Below are 16,717 nucleotides of genomic sequence, written 5' to 3'. Positions count from 1 at the left end.
CGCGGCACTGCAGGCGCTGCGGTCGGGCCGCGGACCTGCGCTGCGGACCATGCCCGCAGCGGGACTGTCAGGCAGGCGCAAGCGGCTCAGAACAGGAAGAAGTCCGACAGCTGCAGCGCGTCGCTGCCCGTCACCACGGTTGCGAGGTAGATCTCGTCAATCGTGACCGCGGCATCGCCGTTGGCGGACTGGAACAGGAAGACCGCGCTGTTGGTGCCATCGTCGAACACCAGAAGTCGCGTGACATTCACGGCAATCGCGGCATCGGCAGAAACAAGGATGGGCGTCAGCGTCGCAGCGTTGATGGGCGTAAGGAACGCCTCCGGGGCCGCGGCAAAGGCCTCCGCCGCATCGCTGCGGAAAAAGATGATCTCATCGGTGGCCGAGAAGGTCGAGGCCCCGGAAACCACGTCGGAGCTGCCATCCACGGCGCCATCGAGGTTGCCGAGCAGGGAGGCAGCCACGCCGATCCTGTCCTTGCCCTGCTCGAAATCCCCGATCGTCGCGCCGCCGGCGAACCGGAAGATGCCCGATCCGGAAAAGGTTTCGCTCACCGCGGATCCAGCCCCGATCGCCTGCAACCGGAACTCGTCGGCGCCAGCCATGCCGGGATTGTCCGGGTCGTCGCCGAACAGGTGATCGCCGCTGACCGTCGCGTCGACCGTCACATCGCCAAACGCGATCACGTCATTGCCCGCGCCCCCGACAAGGCGGTCGCTGTTTTCCCCGCCCTCCAGCGTGTCATTGCCGCTGCCGCCCGCAAGGGTATCCACCCCCGCCGCGCCGGAAAGCAGGTCATCGCCGCCGCCGCCGTCCAGCCTGTCGTCGCCGAGATCGCCGGACAGGAGATCGGCACCCAGACCGCCGTCAAGGCTGTCTTCGTCATCACCCCCCGAAAGCGTGTCGTCGCCCGCCGCGCCGAGCAGCGCGTCATTGCCGGCGTCGCCGGTCAGGATGTCGTTTCCGCTGCCCCCCGAAAGCGTGTCATCGCCGCCATAGCCGCGCAGCGTGTCATTGCCGCTGCCACCGCCAAGCAGATCCGCCGACAGGTTCGCCACCCCCCGATGCAGCGAGACGGAAGCGGCGCCGGTATAAAGCCAGCCTTCGATATTTGCATAGGCGCCGAAGGCGGCGTTGCTGGCCAGCGTGGCGGAATACAGCCTGTCGAAGCCGCCGCTGGCCGTCTCGCTCAGCAGATCGCCGGTGTCGAGGTGGTAGCTGTCATTGCCGGCGCCGCCGATCAGCAGGTCGATCCCCGTGCCGCCGGTCAGCGTGTCGTCGCCGTTGCCGCCGCGGATGGTGTCATCGCCGGCACCGCCCGACAGCTGGTTGCCAAGCGCATTTCCGAAGATGCTGTTTGCCAGTGCATTGCCCGTGACATCCCGCCCCGCCTCCAGCGCGGCGAGGTCAAGCGCGTCACCGCCGCTCAGCGCGGCAAAGGCTGCGATCATGGCGGCGTGCGCCTCGGCCTCGGGGCCGCCCGCCGCGCCGTAAAGGTAGATGCGCTCGATCCCGGACAGCTGCGCCAGCGAGGCCGAACCATGGACAATCGCCGTATCGGTACCGGCTTCGTCCCAGCCGGACAGCGCCACATCGGGGCCGATGACATAGAGGTCGTTGCCTGTCCCGCCATCGACGGTCAGGTCAACCCTGCCTGCCGAGCCGAACAGGCTCCGGGCCAACAGCACGTCATTGCCCGCGCCGCCAAGCAGGATATCCGCGCTTCCCGCCGCAGTGGCCAGCCCCCAACCGGCCAGCGTGTCATGGCCAAGGCCGCCGGAAACCAGATTGTCGCCGTCATTGCCGATCAGAAGATCGCCCGCGCCGCCGCCCGTGGCCGAATAGGCCGAACTGCCGTCCTCGAGGATCAGCGCCTCGACATTGGCATAGCGCGTGATCCGGTTGCTGACCGCCGAGACCACGACATCGCGGCTGCCTTCCAGCGCGCCCTCGATCACAACATCCTGCGTGTCCGAAACGACATAGGTGTCATTGCCCTGCCCGCCTGCCAGCTGGTCGATGCTGCTGTCGTTCACCCGGTCGCGGCCAAGCACAAGGCCGGGCAGCGCACCGCCGAACAGGCGGTCATTGCCCTCGCCGCCGTTCAGCAGATCCGCCCCGGCGCCGCCGGCCAGCGTGTCGTCGCCCAGCCCGCCATTCACCGTATTGGCGCCGGTGCCGCCCTCGATCAGGTTGGCAAGGCCATTTCCTGTCAGAGTGGCCGCGCCCGTCCCGGTAAAGATCAGGTTCTCGATCGTGGTGGCGGCGCCGCCGCTGGCGATGGTGGTGCGTTGGCCCTCGTAAGTGTCCCGCCCCTCGCCCAGCGCCTCGATGACGACATCGCCGATGCCGATGCGGTAATAGTCATCGCCAAGCCCGCCGGTCAGCGTATCGGCCCCGCCGCCGCCGGCAAGCGTGTCATTGCCGGCGCCGCCGAACAGGCTGTCGGCCGCCGCGCCAAGCGAGGTAAGACGGTTGTCCAGATCGTTGCCGCCAAGCCCGGCGGCGATGGCGCCGGTATAGGTCAGATCCTCGATTTCCGAGGCCCAGTCCTGCCCAAGGTCAAAGGCGATGCCGCTGCGGATCTGGTCGCGCCCGCCGCCCGCCAGTTCCGCAACACGGTCGCCGGCGCTGTCGATGACATAGGTGTCATTGCCCGCCCCGCCGATCAGCCGGTCCGCCCCGCTTCCGCCATCGAGAAGATCATCCCCCAGACCGCCCGCCAGCATGTCGGCGCCGCCAAAGCCGAACAGGCTGTCATTGCCCGCCCCGCCGCTCAGCTGATCGGCGGTCGAAGTCGCCGCATTCGCCTCGATCCGGTTCGCCGCGCCGTTCCCAAGAAGCGTGGCGGCCTGCCCGCCCGAATAGCGCAGGTCTTCAACCTGAGACCAGAGGGCAAGGCTGTAGCTGTCGTCCCCGTCCAGAACCGAGGCGACAATCCGGTCGATGCCGCCGCCGGCCTCTTCCACCACCACCTCGCCCAGGCTGTCGACGATGTAGGTGTCATTGCCGGCGCCGCCGATCAGCGTATCGGCCCCCGCGCCGCCCGCCAGCGTATCGGCCTCATCGGTTCCGGTGAACGTCGCCATGGCGCAACCTCCCTGCGATGCAGCCCCTGGGGGCGAACGTGGGTCTGCCCGCTCTGGCTGTCAACCCGCCAGATGATCCTGCGCCTCAGCGCCCCAGACGCGCGCGCGCGAAAGCGCCGATTTCGGCAATCAGGGCGGTGTAATCGGCCGGGGCAGGCACCTGTCCCAGCACCCAGGGCAGAAGGTCCTGATCGTTCTCGCCCAGAAGCCGGTCGTAAAGCGCCAGCCGATCTTCGGCCATGCCGGCGAGATGCGCGTCGGCATAGGGGCCCAGCACCAGATCCATCTCCTTGGTGCCGCGCCGCCACGACCGCATCGCCATCCGTTTCAGCCGTGCCTCTGCCGTTTCCATGGCCATCCCCGCTTGCGCCAAATCCGCCCCACGCCTATGAACCCCGCGTGAACCCTCAAGCCCGTGGAGCCGCTCATGGCCTTCCTGTCCGATACCCTCGCCCGTGTCAAACCCTCGCCCACCATTGCGGTGACGACCAAGGCGCAAGAGCTGAAGGCGCAGGGGCGCGACGTGATCGGCCTTGGCGCCGGCGAGCCGGATTTCGACACGCCGGAGAATATCCGCGAGGCCGCCAAGCGCGCGATTGATGCGGGCAAGACCCGCTACACCGCCGTCGACGGCATCCCCGAGCTGAAAAAGGCGATCTGCGCCAAGTTCGCACACGAGAACGGCCTGACCTACGCGCCGAACCAGATCACCGTCGGCACTGGCGGCAAGCAGATCCTTTACAATGCGCTGATGGCGACCTGTAACCCCGGCGACGAGGTGATCATTCCGGCGCCCTACTGGGTCAGCTACCCCGACATGGTGCTTCTGGCCGGCGGCACGCCGGTGGCAGTGGAATGCGGCATCGAGAACGACTTCAAGCTGACGCCGGCGCAGCTTGAGGCGGCGATCACGCCGAAGACCAAGTGGTTTATCTTCAACTCGCCGTCGAACCCGACGGGCGCCGGCTATACCCGGACCGAGCTGAAGGCGCTGACCGATGTGCTGGTCAAGCACCCGCAGGTCTGGATCATGTCGGATGACATGTATGAGCATCTGGTGTTCGACGATTTCGAATTCACCACCCCGGCGCAGGTGGAGCCGGCGCTTTATGACCGCACGCTGACCTGCAACGGCGTCTCGAAATCCTATGCCATGACCGGCTGGCGCATTGGTTACGCAGGTGGTCCGATGCATCTCATCAAGGCGATGGGCACGATCCAGTCGCAGTCCACCTCGAACCCCTGTTCGGTGTCGCAATATGCGGCACTGGAGGCGCTGACCGGCCCGCAGGATTTCCTTGCCCCCAACCGCAAGCTGTTCCAGCGCCGCCGCGATCTGGTGGTCTCGATGCTGAACGCCGCCCCCGGCGTGACCTGCCCCAAGCCCGAAGGCGCCTTCTATGTCTACCCCGACATCTCGGGCTGTATCGGCAAGACTTCAGCCGGCGGCGTGAAGATCACCAATGACGAGGCCTTCGCCTCGGCGCTCTTGGAGGAAACCGGCGTTGCGGTGGTGTTCGGCGCGGCCTTCGGGCTTTCGCCGAACTTCCGCGTCAGCTACGCTACCGCCGACGCGGTGCTGGAAGAGGCGTGCAAGCGCATCCAGAGCTTCTGCGCGGGCTTGAAATAAGGGGCGACATGTCGGGCGATCTGCCAGACTATTATTTCCGGGTGCGCGAGAATGGCGCGGTGGTGTTTCGGGTCGATACCGAAAACCGCCAGCGCCGCATCGACCTGGAGGAAATCGCCACCGTCAACGTCAACAACGGCAAGATCAAGCCGCATGGCGACGGCGACCTGACCGCTGCGGAAGAGGCGCTGATCGCCGACTGGGTCGAGGACCGCCGCGCCGTGCTGGCCGCCCGCGACATCGACGACATCCTGCGCGCGGTGGATCACCTGAACCTGACGACGCAATGGGCGCAATCCCGGGCCACGGACGAGGCCCTGGAACAGGTTACCGACACTCTGCTGATGGCCATGCACGACCTGCGCGCGGTTCTGGTGCGCAAGAAGGCGGATCGGATCCTGAAGGCCGAAGCCGCCGACGAATGAGCCTCGCCTATCGCCCCGAAATCGACGGTCTGCGCGCCATCGCGGTCACCTCCGTCATCCTGTTTCACAGCGGGCTTGTGCCCCTGACTGGCGGCTTTGCCGGGGTGGACGTGTTTTTCGTGATCTCGGGCTTTCTGGTCACATCAATCCTGCTGAAGGATCTTGGCAACGGCGCGCATTCCATCCAGCGCTTTTACGAGCGCCGGGTGCGGCGCATCCTGCCCGCCCTGCTGCTGGTGCTGGCGGTCACGACGCTGGCGGCCTGGGTCTTGATGGTGCCGCCGCAGCTGGAGGCCTACTCCAAGTCGCTGGCCGCGGTCATGATCTTTCTGTCGAACGTCCTTTTCGGGGCGAACAGCGGCTATTTCTCTCCGGCTCTGGAAGAGGCCCCGCTCCTGCACACTTGGAGCCTTTCGATCGAGGAACAGTATTACCTGCTGTTCCCGGTCCTGCTTGCGGCGCTGTTGCGCCGCGGTCCGCGCAGCGTGACGATCGGGCTCTGGACCATGGCTGCGGCAAGTCTGGCGCTGGCGCAATGGGCGGCGGCGACCCGGCCCGAGATGAACTTCTTCTTCTCGCTCTCGCGGTTCTGGGAGCTTCTGGCCGGCTCGCTTGCGGCCTGGTCGGTGCGGCAGCGCCCCTTGGCAGCCCATGGTCCGGCGGCACTGGTCGGGCTGGGGCTGATCGTTGCCGCCCTGATCCTGCACAGCGACCGCACGCCCTACCCCTCGGCCCATACGCTGCTGCCGGTGATCGGCACTGTGCTGGTGATCCTTTTCGCGGGGCAAGGCACCGCAGTCGGCCGGCTCCTGTCCCTGCCGCCGATGATCGGCGTCGGCCTGATTTCCTATTCCGCCTATCTCTGGCACCAGCCGCTTTTCGCGCTGATGCGGGTCTCGGCGACCGACGCGCCGGAGCCTTGGGCCATGTGGCTTCTGGTTGGCCTGACCTACCTGCTGGCCTGGATCAGCTGGCGCTGGGTGGAACAGCCCTTCCGCCGCCCGACCGGGCGCTGGCTCGCCCGGCCGCGCCCCCTGTTCCTTGGCGCCACTCTTGCCTCGGCTGCGATGCTGGCGGTTGGGCTTCTGGGCCTTGCCAGCAACGGCAATGACCGGCTTTGGCGGCAGGGCCACCCCGACGAGGCCGCCGTCCTGGACCTGATCCTTGCCGCACGGCAAGACAGCGGACTGCCCGCAAGCGACGGGTCTTGCCGGTTCAATCTGGTGGCCCTGTCCGACAAGGATCTGGCGCAGATCCGGGCCTGCGCAAGCCGGCATGGCCCGGCGACGGTCGTCCTGGGCGACAGCCACGGCATCGACATGTTCAACGCCCTGAAACTTGCCAGCCGCACCCCCTTTCTTCTGGGCGTGACCAACGGCGGCTGCCGCCCGGCCGAGAACGACGCGGCCTGCCCCTTCGGCGCCTTTCTGGAACTGGTGCAGGCCGAGCCGCAGCTTTTCCGCCACATCCTTTTCGTGCAATCCGGGGCCTATCTCCTGCTTGGACCGGACGGGCGCGAGGGGTCGCGCCAGCTTTTCACCCGGGCGCCCCTGCACAAGGCGATGCCTGCCTTCCGCGTGAACCGCGCGGCGCAGGATGCCATCGAGACCTATTTGCGGGCGCTGCATGCTTCCGGCGTGCCGGTCCTCTGGCTCAGCCCGCGGATCGAGCCGCACATCGCGGCAAACCGCGTCTTGCGCAGCGGCTGCGCCACGGCGCCCGCCCTGCGTCCCGGGCAGCTGGAGGTGTTCGAACGGCTTGACCGAAGCATCGCCGAAGCTGCGGCCCGCGCCGGGGTGGAACATGTGCCGCTATCGGCCTATGGATTTGACATCAGACAGGATTTCATGACCTGCCAGAGCATCTTCTGGTCGGATGGCGACCATTGGAGCCGCAGCGGCGAAGCCCGGTTCGGGGCGCGATTGCGGCCTCAGCTGCCCATTGCCTTTCGCTGAACGCCGCAGCGCTGCCAGAAGCGCCACATCATCAGCGTCGCCGCGAAGGCCAGCCCGATCACCAGCCCAAGCCAGAGGCCGATCCCGCCCATGCCAAAGGGGAAGCCCAGCACATAGCCCGCCGGAATGCCGATCAGCCAGTAGCTGACGGTGGCCGCGATCATCGGCACCCTGGTGTCATGGATGCCGCGCAACAGACCCAGCGCCATGACCTGCATGGCGTCGGCCATCTGGAAAAGTGCTGCCACCGCCAGAAGCTTGACGCCAAAGGTCATTATCTCGGCCGCGCCGGGCTTCGAGACATCCAGAAACAGCCCGATGATCTGCGGCCCGAAACTCAGGAACAGCGCGATCATTGCCAGACCGAAGCCGACCGACATCGCAATCGCCACCTTGGCGCCATCGCGCAGGGCGCGCGCATCGCCCGCGCCATCTGCCTTGCCCGCGCGCACCGTGGCGGCGTTCGACAGACCCAGATGCACCATGAAGGTCAGCGCCACCGCCTCCATCGTGATGCCATGCGCCGCAAGTTGCACCGTGCCGACCCAGCCCATCATCAGGGCCGTCGCGGTGAACAGGGCGCTTTCGGCCAGCCCGGTCAGGCCGATCGGCCAGCCCAGCCGGAACACCGAGCGCAGCGCCTCGGCATCGGCACGCCAGAAGCGCTGGAACAGGTGGAAGCGCCGCAGCCCGGGCTGGGCATGGGCGTAAAGCGCCAGCACGACAAAACTGAGCGCCTGCACTGTCACCGAGGCAATCGCCGCCCCCTCGACCCCGAGTTCCGGCCATCCCCAATGGCCGAAGATCAGCCCATAGGCCAGAACACCGTTGACCAGCACCGCAAGGACCGTGGTCCACAGCACCACCTGGGTTTTCTCCAGCGCCGCCAGATAGCTTTTCAGCGTCATCACCAGCAGCGCCGGCACCATGCCAATCCCGCCGATGCGCAGGAAGTCCTGCGCCAGCACCGCCACCGCGGGCTTTTGCCCGAGGGCCATGAGCAGCGGTTCGGACCACCAGAACAGCGGGTAGCAGGCCAGCCCGAAGGCGATCGACAGCCACAATCCCATGCGCGCATCGCGTCGCACCCGGGTTTCATCGCCCGCGCCCAGCGCCGAGGCAACGAGCGGCATCACCGCCTGCGCAAAGCCCGAGCCCAGCAGGAAGATCACGAAGAAGGCCGAGGTGGCCAGCACCACCGCGGCAAGTTCAGTCACCCCGTACCAGCCCAGAAGCACGGTATCGGTGACATGCAGCGCCATCTGCGCCAGATGGCTGCCGATCAGGGGCAGGCCCAGAACCAGAATGGCGCGGGCATGGGCAAGGGGGGACAACGGGCTCATGGGGCACAGGTGTAGCGGCGGGCCTTCGGGCTCACAACCCCCGCCTCAGGATCATGACCGCAGCATCACGCGGGCGCCCCCAGCTTGCGGGCGATGAAATCGACCAGCGCCGAGCGGCCGGCATGGCCGGTGCCTTCATGGATCTCCGCATCGTAATCGGCGGCGCGCAAGACCTCCCAGCCGGGAAAATCGGCGCGCAGCTGGTCAAGGGTGTAAAGGTTCTCCACCGCCCGCGGCCCGCCCGTGCCATTGGCAATCTGGCGCGGCGCGTAGCCGTGCAACAGGACAAGCCCGCCCGGCACCACGGCGCGGGCAATGCCGGCGTGGATCGCTGCGCGCAGGGCGGGCGGGGCGAACTGGATGAAGACGCCGAGAGCCGCATCGAAGGGGCGCGACCAATCCCACGTCTCGACACCTGATTGCCGGAACTCCACCACCACGCCGCGCGCGCCAGCCAGCGCGCGGGCCTTGTCCAGCGCCACGCCGGACGGCTCCATCGCCGTCACCCGGTGGCCAAGCCCGGCCAGATGCACCGAATTGCGCCCCTCGCCATCGGCAAGGCACAACACGCGCGACCCGGGGGCAAGCACCCCGGCCTCACGCGCGACAAAGGCCGCGGGTTCGGTGCCGAAAAGATAGTCCTTGCCCTTGTAGCGTTCGTCCCACATGACCGGTCTCCCCTGCCCCATTCAAGGCCGGTGGCCGGCCAGAGGCAAGGGCAATGCCACCCGCCTCACCCTGCCGCCAGACGAACCGCCGGGTGCTGCGCGCTGTCCAGAATATGCCCCGCCCCTTGCAAGACCTGGCTGGCCCGGCCCACGATCAGCGGATCGGGTGTACCGATCACCGCATGATCCTTGTTCGGATAGTCAATGGTCGACAGGAAATGCTTCATGCAGTTCAGCCGCGCCCGCTTCTTGTCGTTCGACTTCACGATGACCCAGGGCGCATCGGCGGTGTCGGTGTAAAAGAACATCGCCTCCTTGGCCTCGGTATAGTCGTCCCACTTGTCAAGCGAGGCCTTGTCGATCGGCGACAGCTTCCACATCTTCAGCGGATCCGTCTCGCGGGCGATGAAGCGGACGCGCTGTTCGTCGCGCGTGACCGAGAACCAGTATTTGTAAAGCCGGATGCCCGAGCGGACCAGCATCCGCTCGAACTCGGGCGCCTGGCGCATGAATTCAAGGTATTCGGCGGGCGAGCAGAAGCCCATCACCCGCTCGACCCCGGCGCGGTTGTACCAGCTGCGGTCGTAGAACACCATTTCGCCCGCCGTCGGCAGATGAGAGATGTAGCGCTGGAAGAACCACTGGCCCTTTTCCACATCGCTCGGCTTGGTCAGCGCGCAGACGCGGGCATAGCGCGGGTTCAGATGCTCCATGAACCGCTTGATCGTGCCGCCCTTGCCGGCGGCGTCGCGGCCCTCCATCAGGATCACGAACTTCTGCCCGCTCTCCTGCGCCCAGATCTGCACCTTCAGCAACTCGGCCTGCAATCTGGCCTTCTCGGCCTCATAGGGCGCGCGGCCCATCAGGCGGGCATAGGGATACTTGCCGGATTCAAAGGCGGCGCGGATGGTATCGGGGGTGACGGCCGGGAAGTGGCGCGGGCCGGTCAACCCTCCCCCCTCGCCGGTCGCGCTCGGGATCGGCTGGGGGTCGGCTGCGGGCTTGAACGGGCTGTCGGAAGTAAGCGTCTGGTCCATGGCATTACCTCTTGCAAGGATCGACAGGACAGGAAACCGCGCCGAAATCCGCCGCCATGATCCGCGTCAAAGTCCGTGGCCGGAATTGAACTTTGCCGCACTCCGTCGCCCTGCCGCCACAGCAGAAGCAGGCGACGCCGCAGCGCAAACGAAAAGCGGCGGCTCCGCGGATACCGCCGCCTTTCGCCGCAAAAGTAGCCCTGCAGTAAGCTTGCCTGAAATGCGGGACGTCTGAATACCCGCAGCCTAGCCCCGCTCCCTTGCCCCGCGCATACCCTGTTTGGGGGAAGTTGCCGGATTTGTCATCTGGCCGGCAGGAACCGTCCAAGCCGGTCCAGCACCACCTGCCACTCGGCAAAGAGCAGCAGCTGCCCGGTGTCCGGCAGGAAAGTCACCTCCAGATGCGGGAAATCCGCCATCAGCTCGCGCACGGTCTGCACCGGCGTCTGCGGGTCCTGATCGCCCTGCAACAGCAGGACCGGCACCCTCACGGCCTGCACCAGCTTCGACCAGTCCTTTTCTGAACTCAGAGCTTCGCGGGTGAAGGCCTGATGCGCCGAAATCTTGGCGCCCAGCGCAATTTCCGACCCGACCAGCACCGCTTCGCGGATCTCGGGACGGGCAAAGGCGGCCATGTCGGCGGCGGACCCGCCGTTGACCAGCGTGAAGAACTTTTCCTTGCCGAGCCTGCGGGCCAGCGAATAGCCCGCCTGCACGAGGAAGGGCAGGACCTTCGGCGCATAGCGGGCATTGGCCAGAATGAAGCGCTGCCACTTGTCCATCCGGTCATACTGCGCGGCATGGCGCAGCGGCAGTTGCGCGGCGCAACCGAGAATGCCCGTCACCAGACCGGGCCGCAGCAGCGACAGCGCGCAGGCATAGCGGAAATCGGCGCCCTGGCTCAGGATCGCCGCGCGGGTAATGCCCAGATGGTCCAGCACCGCCAGATAGTCGCGCGCCACGGCCTCGGTGTAATCGGCGCCCTTGCCGTGCAGGTCGCTGCGGCCAAAGCCGGCGCGATGGGGCACAATGACCCGGATACCGCGCTGGCGCGCCGCGCGTTCGGCCGGTGCCGGCCAACGCGACAGGCCAAGATCAAGGTGCATGTAAAGGACCGGCGCCCCTTTCGGATCGCCGAATTCCACCCATTCCAGACGCCGCCCCTCGGCGGTGCGCAGCGTCATGACGGGCAACACCGCAAGGCTGGTCGAGGCCGGCTGCACCATCTCGACCGGCGCGATCTGCGCCACGTCCATCAGGCCCAGCACCACCCGCACCAGTTCCGACTGGCTGTGGGTCTCGGTCTTGGCAAGGATCGAGCGCAGCTGCGTGCGCACCGTTTCCGGCGAGCGGCCGCGCGCCTCGGCGATCTCCCGCACTGGCAGGCCCAGCGCGATGCCACGCACGATCTCCATCTCGGCCAGCGTCAGGCCAAAGGCCTCCTGCACGGTGGCTTCGAACCCTTCCGGCCAGACCAGCTCGGTCGAGATCACCAGCGCCAATGGCCTGGCGTCCGCCTCCGCCACCCGGTCGACCGCCCCCACCCGCACGATCACCGGGCTGCCGGTGATGGTGGAACGGATACGCAGCGTGACCGCGCGCTCCGCCCGCCCCGAGGCGACCCGGGCGATCTGGGTGCGCAAGAGCGCCACGTCTTCTTCGTCAAAGGGCAGATCGGCCAGCACAGCGCCGTCCTTCAGACCGAAGGCCACCCCGGCCGCGCGGTTGAACCCGGCAATCCCCGCACCGCCATCGGCAAGAAACGCCGCCGAGCGCGGGATCTCTTCCAGCACCGTCTGCGCCCGGTTCACGTCGCGCGTTGCCTCGAACCGGTCCAGAAACACCGTGGCCCGGCGCAGGTGGGCCTCGATCTCGGGATCGTCCAGCGTGACGACGGCCTGCGAATGCCCGGTCCGATGCGGCGCCACGCGCCCCTCCCAGACTTCCAGCAGATCCTCCAGCCGGATGGGATCAAGGGCGACTTCGTAAAGCCGATCCACGATCTCGGCCTTCGCTTCCCGTCCGATGACGGGCGAAATTTCCTCTGGCATCCGGTTGTCTTGCATGGCGCGCATGCTTGCGCAGGCGCAGCGCGGCGGCAAGCGATTCGCCCCTTTCGCCGGGGTGTCGGTTTCGCTTTCGTTTCCCGCGCCGCAACATTAGCCTTCAGGGACCGGCATTGATGAGGATTGCGATGATTACGCTTCATGGTTGCTACCGTTCGCGCGCCACCCGCCCGCTTTGGGCGCTGTTCGAAACCGGGCTGGAGTTTGCCCATGTTCCCGTCATTCAGGCCTATCGCCTGCCCGATCCCGCAGCGCCAGATGCGCCGGTGAACACCGCCTCTCCCGCCTTCCTGAGGGTGAACCCGATGGGCCAGATTCCGGCGCTGGTGGACGGCGATCTGGTGCTGACCGAAAGCCTTGCCATCACCCTGCACATCGTGCGCCGTGCCGGTGGGCCGCTGGCCCCCGCCAGCGACGCCGAATGCGCGTTGATGGAGCAATGGGCGCTGTTTGCGATTGCCGCCGTCGAAGGCCCGGCGCTGGAAATCGCCTACGCCGCGGCAGACAAGGACATCAACGGGACCGAGGGGCAGGCCATCATCAATGTCAGCGCCGAAAAGCTGCGCCGCCCGCTTGCCCGGCTGGACAGCCATTTGCAGGGCCGCGAGTGGCTGATGGCCGACCGCTTCACCGCCGCCGATATCGTCGTCGAGGAATGCGTGCGCTATGCCCAAGGCCACCCGGCGCTGTTTGACGAGTTTCCCGCCGTCAAGGCCTGGGTCGCCCGCTGTCAGGCCCGCCCGGCATTCCAGAAGATGTGGGCGGGCCGGCTGGCTGAGCCGGCCTGACGATCACCTCCCCTCCCCCTCCGTGCGGAGGGGCCGGGGCTGGGGCTTGCTGCGGGTTGAAATTTTGCACATTTGAATGTATATTTCATCTCACAAAATCTCGGGAGCCCCTGCCATGACCCGCCTTCTGACGCCGCAAATCTGCACCATGACCGAACTGCGCGAACCGCAGAAGGTGCTGGACCGCGCCAATGGCAAGCCGGTGGCGATCCTGAAGAACTCGGCGCTGGTGGGCTATCTGGTGCCGGCTGAGGCGGTGGGTGAAGGCGCGCATCGCCCGGCCACGCTGGAAGAGGTGATGGAAAGCATGGCGCGTCGCCGAGCCGTCAACCAGCCCGTGCTTGATTACCTCAAAGACAAATGATTTTCCGCACGCTTTCCGCCGATCTTGTCGAGGCGATCCATGATGCGGTTCTGAACCCCGGCGAACTGGCCGGTCGGGCGCTGGACAAATCACTTGAAGGTGCGCTGGCGAGAGTGGAAAACCGGCTGGCCTATGACCTGATCGGCGACGCCTTTGACCTTGCCGCCGCCTATGCCATCGCCATCGCACAAGGCCATTGCTTCAACGACGCCAACAAACGCACCGCTCACCAGGCGATGGACGTCTGCCTTGACCTCAATGGCATTCAGATCACCTGGACCGCCCTTGAAATCGGCCCCGTCATCATCCGCGCCGCCCAGCGGCTGCTGGATGAGGGCGAATTGGCAGAATGGCTGCGTCAGCGGGGATGACCCCAACATCTTGCGGACAGCCCCTGCAAAATGGTCTAATGCTCGGCAACCCAGGACAAGACGAGCAAAATGGCAGAAGACCTTCTCTCCGGCAAAGACCAGACCTATGACGCCTCCTCGATCGAGGTGCTGGAGCCTCTGGAGGCCGTCCGCCTGCGTCCCGGCATGTATATCGGCGGCATTGACGAGCGCGCCTATCACCACCTTGCCGCCGAAATCCTTGACAACTCGATGGACGAGGCGGTGGCGGGCCATGCCAGCCGCATCGAGGTGGAGCTGAACGCCGACGGCTCGCTGACGATCCGCGACAACGGGCGGGGCATTCCGGTGGACCCGCACCCGAAATTCCCCGACAAATCGGCGCTGGAGGTGATCCTCTGCACGCTGCATTCCGGCGGCAAGTTCAACGGCAAGGCCTATGAGACCTCGGGCGGGTTGCATGGGGTCGGCTCGTCGGTGGTGAACGCGCTGTCCGACAGCATGGTGGTCGAGGTTGCCCGCAACAAGGAGCTGTTCCAGCAGTCATTCTCGCGCGGCAAGCCGCTCGGTCCGGTGCAGAAGATCGGCGCCGCGCCGAACCGCCGGGGCACCACGGTCACCTTCCACCCCGACGCGCAGATCTTCGGCAGCCACCATTTCAAGCCCGCTCGCCTGATGAAGATGGCGCGGTCGAAGGCCTATCTGTTCTCGGGCGTCGAGATTCGTTGGAAATCGCAGATCCCCGATGGCGACATGCCGATGGAAGCGGTGTTCCACTTCCCCGGCGGGCTGGCCGATTACCTGTCGGACACGCTGGAAAAGACCACCACCTATGCCGACCGCCCCTTTGCCGGCAAGGTGATGTTCCAAGAGAAATTCGGGGTTCCGGGGTCGGTGGAATGGGCGATCAACTGGTCGCCGGTGCGTGACGGCTTCATCCATTCCTACTGCAACACCGTGCCGACGCCCGAGGGCGGCACCCATGAGTTCGGCTTCTGGTCGGCGATCCTGAAGGGCATCCGCGCCTATGGCGAGTTGTCGAAGAATCGCAAGGCCGAGCTGATCACCCGCGACGACATGTTGACCGGGGGCTGCGCGCTGATCTCGGTTTTCGTGCGCGAGCCGCAGTTTGTGGGCCAGACCAAGGACCGGCTGGCCACCGAGGAAGCCGCGAAATGGGTGGAAAACGCAGTGCGCGACCATTTCGACAATTGGCTGGTCAGCGATCCGAAATCGGCCGGCGCCATCCTTGATTTTCTGGTCTTGCGCGCCGAGGAGCGGCTGAAACGCCGCCAGGAAAAGGAAACCCAGCGCAAGACGGCGACGAAAAAGCTGCGCCTGCCGGGGAAACTGGCCGATTGCTCTGCCAAGAACCGCGAGGGGACGGAGCTGTTCCTTGTCGAAGGCGACAGCGCCGGCGGCAGCGCCAAGGCCGCCCGCAACCGCGAAACGCAGGCGCTGCTGCCTCTGCGTGGCAAGATCCTGAACGTCCTCGGCGCGGCTTCGAACAAGCTCGGCGACAACGCCGAGATCCGCGACATCTGCGAGGCTTTGGGCGTGCAGATGGGCACCAGGTTCCGTGTCGATGACCTGCGTTATGACAAGATCATCATCATGACCGACGCCGACGTCGACGGCGCCCATATCGCCAGCCTGTTGATGACCTTCTTCTTCACCCAGATGCGCCCGATGATCGACAAGGGCCACCTCTACCTCGCCTGCCCGCCGCTCTACCGGCTGACGCAGGGGGCGCGGCGGCTTTATGTCGCCGACGATGCCGAGAAGGAGGTCTGGCTGAAGAAGGGCCTTGGCGGCAAGGGCAAGATCGACGTGCAGCGCTTCAAGGGGCTTGGCGAGATGGACGCCAAGGACCTGAAGGACACCACGATGAACCCGGCCACCCGCAAGCTGATCCGCGTCTCGATCGACGATGACGAACCGGGGATGACCGGCGATCTGGTGGAGCGGCTGATGGGCAAGAAGCCGGAGCTGCGGTTCCAGTATATTCAGGAAAACGCCCGTTTCGTGGAGGAGTTGGATGTGTGAGTGACGTAGACGGCCGTGTTTCTACCCAATTCTCAGTGAGCATCGCCTCACTGTTGGCCGTGGCGCCGGTCATTGGCTTTGCATTTGCACTGTCGAAGGAAGTTGCTTTCTATTTTTTTCTTGGAATTAGTCCGGCACAAGTTCTTGATGTAAACGATATCATTCGGATCAGTGCTATTGCGGTTCCGCCTGCTGCGTTCACTACTTTGCTTGCAATACTGGTGTTCAATTACGGTCTTCTGTCGCCGAGCCCATATCAGAAGAATACCACTGCGGGATGGATCGCCTACTATCTTATCGGCGGTCTATCTCTCCTTAATGTCATGCTCTTTGTTCTCTTGGGTATCGCGCCAGAGCAAGCAGTTACCGGATTTCTAGTCCTGTCTATCGTCTTCTTCTTGAAGTTTTTTTGCATCAACTGGTTTGGTTGATAGCGTACGAGGACTCTTCTTGAGTTTGATTTTCTGGCTAGTGTTTGTGGGATTTATCGACTCAGGTGCGCACGAGGCCTTCAGGCTTAGATCGGGAAATGTAGAAAGTTTTCCTTTATTGGTGGTTGAGGATGGCGGAGAACTGAAAACGTCCACTCGACGTTTGATTAGGCGCTTCACCGAGGCAAACTTAGTTCTGGACTACGAGAAATCAGAACTGATTTACGAGTCTGCAACAAGGGATACGCGCTTCGTCACACCGCTAGAAAAAGAGCCCTTTCGTGGTGTACTTTGCTATGCTGTCGAACTATGTCAGGCAAGCGGATGGATATTTGACGACAACGCGCCTAAACGCGAATAGCAAGCTCAGGGCACAGGTCCACCCACCAACTCACCCACCTGACCTGCCCCCCGGTCGTCCCTCGTTCATAACGAGAGTCCTTGGGGTTGATAGGCATCGGTTTCAGGTCTGGCAAGCGCGCCGGGCGCGTTGCCATCAAGTAGCTCAAGCGTCCGGCGCGCTTC

The 16,717-nt window shown here is 65.3% G+C and carries 15 protein-coding genes; 9 read left to right on the top strand and 6 right to left on the bottom strand.

The annotated features are described in order from the left end of the window. Positions 1-86 precede the first annotated feature (86 nt). Both G4Z14_RS17010 and G4Z14_RS17005 read right to left on the bottom strand, forming a co-directional pair. Positions 87-3,089, bottom strand: coding sequence for a calcium-binding protein (locus G4Z14_RS17010; protein WP_164627884.1), 3,003 nt, complete (start codon positions 3,087-3,089; stop codon positions 87-89). An 85-nt stretch (positions 3,090-3,174) separates the two neighbouring features. Beyond that, positions 3,175-3,441: a succinate dehydrogenase assembly factor 2 gene (locus G4Z14_RS17005; protein WP_164627882.1), complete on the bottom strand. Its 267-nt coding sequence runs from the start codon at positions 3,439-3,441 to the stop codon at positions 3,175-3,177. Between the two features lie 75 nt (positions 3,442-3,516). On the opposite strand from G4Z14_RS17005, the gene G4Z14_RS17000 reads away from it, so the two are divergent. From G4Z14_RS17000 to G4Z14_RS16990, 3 genes are read left to right on the top strand one after another with little or no spacing between them, the layout of a single operon-like run. After that, complete coding sequence (locus tag G4Z14_RS17000; RefSeq protein ID WP_164627880.1) at positions 3,517-4,719, top strand: pyridoxal phosphate-dependent aminotransferase; 1,203 nt, start codon at positions 3,517-3,519, stop codon at positions 4,717-4,719. 8 nt (positions 4,720-4,727) lie between these two features. Beyond that, positions 4,728-5,144 carry a hypothetical protein gene (locus G4Z14_RS16995; RefSeq protein WP_164627879.1) on the top strand — a complete coding sequence of 139 codons (417 nt, stop codon included), beginning with the start codon at positions 4,728-4,730 and terminating at the stop codon, positions 5,142-5,144. After that, positions 5,141-7,099: an acyltransferase family protein gene (locus tag G4Z14_RS16990; protein WP_164627877.1), complete on the top strand. Its 1,959-nt coding sequence runs from the start codon at positions 5,141-5,143 to the stop codon at positions 7,097-7,099. Before G4Z14_RS16995 ends, G4Z14_RS16990 begins: the two co-directional genes overlap by 4 nt. Here the strand turns inward: G4Z14_RS16990 and G4Z14_RS16985 are convergent. The 4 genes from G4Z14_RS16985 to G4Z14_RS16970 all read right to left on the bottom strand — a co-directional run bounded on the left by G4Z14_RS16985 (position 7,075) and on the right by G4Z14_RS16970 (position 12,222). Continuing rightward, a complete protein-coding gene (locus tag G4Z14_RS16985; protein ID WP_164627875.1) occupies positions 7,075-8,442 on the bottom strand; it encodes an MATE family efflux transporter in 1,368 nt (455 codons plus the stop codon). The two genes, G4Z14_RS16990 and G4Z14_RS16985, sit on opposite strands and share 25 nt — an antisense overlap. A 65-nt stretch (positions 8,443-8,507) precedes the next feature. Then, a complete protein-coding gene (locus G4Z14_RS16980; protein WP_164627873.1) occupies positions 8,508-9,110 on the bottom strand; it encodes an SAM-dependent methyltransferase in 603 nt (200 codons plus the stop codon). A 65-nt stretch (positions 9,111-9,175) separates the two neighbouring features. Continuing rightward, positions 9,176-10,147 carry a polyphosphate kinase 2 gene (gene ppk2 / locus G4Z14_RS16975; protein ID WP_164627871.1) on the bottom strand — a complete coding sequence of 324 codons (972 nt, stop codon included), beginning with the start codon at positions 10,145-10,147 and terminating at the stop codon, positions 9,176-9,178. A gap of 302 nt (positions 10,148-10,449) precedes the next feature. After that, complete coding sequence (locus G4Z14_RS16970) at positions 10,450-12,222, bottom strand: LuxR C-terminal-related transcriptional regulator (protein WP_164627869.1); 1,773 nt, start codon at positions 12,220-12,222, stop codon at positions 10,450-10,452. 119 nt (positions 12,223-12,341) lie between these two features. Here G4Z14_RS16970 and G4Z14_RS16965 point away from each other — a divergent pair, with 119 nt between their 5' ends. The 6 genes from G4Z14_RS16965 (at position 12,342) to G4Z14_RS16940 (ending at position 16,553) form a co-directional block, all read left to right on the top strand. Further along, positions 12,342-13,001: a glutathione S-transferase family protein gene (locus tag G4Z14_RS16965; RefSeq protein ID WP_164627867.1), complete on the top strand. Its 660-nt coding sequence runs from the start codon at positions 12,342-12,344 to the stop codon at positions 12,999-13,001. A 115-nt stretch (positions 13,002-13,116) separates the two neighbouring features. Continuing rightward, positions 13,117-13,365, top strand: coding sequence for a hypothetical protein (locus G4Z14_RS16960; RefSeq protein WP_164627865.1), 249 nt, complete (start codon positions 13,117-13,119; stop codon positions 13,363-13,365). Next, positions 13,362-13,736: a type II toxin-antitoxin system death-on-curing family toxin gene (locus G4Z14_RS16955; protein ID WP_164627864.1), complete on the top strand. Its 375-nt coding sequence runs from the start codon at positions 13,362-13,364 to the stop codon at positions 13,734-13,736. The genes G4Z14_RS16960 and G4Z14_RS16955 overlap by 4 nt, the downstream gene beginning before the upstream one ends. 69 nt (positions 13,737-13,805) lie before the next feature. Beyond that, entirely contained in the window at positions 13,806-15,761 is a 1,956-nt protein-coding gene (gene parE / locus G4Z14_RS16950; protein ID WP_164627862.1) for a DNA topoisomerase IV subunit B, read from the top strand. Next, the gene (locus G4Z14_RS16945; protein ID WP_164627860.1) at positions 15,758-16,192 is read left to right on the top strand and encodes a hypothetical protein; all 435 of its coding nucleotides are present in this window, start codon (positions 15,758-15,760) and stop codon (positions 16,190-16,192) included. Before parE ends, G4Z14_RS16945 begins: the two co-directional genes overlap by 4 nt. A gap of 19 nt (positions 16,193-16,211) precedes the next feature. Next, positions 16,212-16,553: a hypothetical protein gene (locus G4Z14_RS16940; protein WP_164627858.1), complete on the top strand. Its 342-nt coding sequence runs from the start codon at positions 16,212-16,214 to the stop codon at positions 16,551-16,553. Positions 16,554-16,717: the final 164 nt, after the last annotated feature.

This window comes from Tabrizicola oligotrophica (assembly GCF_011008935.1).
Classification (GTDB): Bacteria; Pseudomonadota; Alphaproteobacteria; order Rhodobacterales; family Rhodobacteraceae; genus Tabrizicola_A; species Tabrizicola_A oligotrophica.
The sequence above is the reverse complement of the archived record's forward strand: the minus strand, read 5'-3'. Positions and strand labels throughout refer to the sequence as shown.

What these genes read in the sequence shown, in the direction of transcription:
- G4Z14_RS16990 (WP_164627877.1), top strand. Translation starts at nt 5,141, where the DNA reads ATGAGCCTCGCCTATCGCCCCGAAATCGACGGTCTGCGCGCCATCGCG.
- G4Z14_RS16985 (WP_164627875.1), bottom strand. Translation starts at nt 8,442, where the DNA reads ATGAGCCCGTTGTCCCCCCTTGCCCATGCCCGCGCCATTCTGGTTCTG.
- G4Z14_RS16955 (WP_164627864.1), top strand. Translation starts at nt 13,362, where the DNA reads ATGATTTTCCGCACGCTTTCCGCCGATCTTGTCGAGGCGATCCATGAT.
- G4Z14_RS16970 (WP_164627869.1), bottom strand. Translation starts at nt 12,222, where the DNA reads ATGCGCGCCATGCAAGACAACCGGATGCCAGAGGAAATTTCGCCCGTC.
- G4Z14_RS17010 (WP_164627884.1), bottom strand. Translation starts at nt 3,089, where the DNA reads ATGGCGACGTTCACCGGAACCGATGAGGCCGATACGCTGGCGGGCGGC.
- G4Z14_RS16965 (WP_164627867.1), top strand. Translation starts at nt 12,342, where the DNA reads ATGATTACGCTTCATGGTTGCTACCGTTCGCGCGCCACCCGCCCGCTT.
- G4Z14_RS16980 (WP_164627873.1), bottom strand. Translation starts at nt 9,110, where the DNA reads ATGTGGGACGAACGCTACAAGGGCAAGGACTATCTTTTCGGCACCGAA.
- G4Z14_RS16995 (WP_164627879.1), top strand. Translation starts at nt 4,728, where the DNA reads ATGTCGGGCGATCTGCCAGACTATTATTTCCGGGTGCGCGAGAATGGC.
- G4Z14_RS16960 (WP_164627865.1), top strand. Translation starts at nt 13,117, where the DNA reads ATGACCCGCCTTCTGACGCCGCAAATCTGCACCATGACCGAACTGCGC.
- G4Z14_RS17000 (WP_164627880.1), top strand. Translation starts at nt 3,517, where the DNA reads ATGGCCTTCCTGTCCGATACCCTCGCCCGTGTCAAACCCTCGCCCACC.
- ppk2 (WP_164627871.1), bottom strand. Translation starts at nt 10,147, where the DNA reads ATGGACCAGACGCTTACTTCCGACAGCCCGTTCAAGCCCGCAGCCGAC.
- G4Z14_RS17005 (WP_164627882.1), bottom strand. Translation starts at nt 3,441, where the DNA reads ATGGAAACGGCAGAGGCACGGCTGAAACGGATGGCGATGCGGTCGTGG.
- parE (WP_164627862.1), top strand. Translation starts at nt 13,806, where the DNA reads ATGGCAGAAGACCTTCTCTCCGGCAAAGACCAGACCTATGACGCCTCC.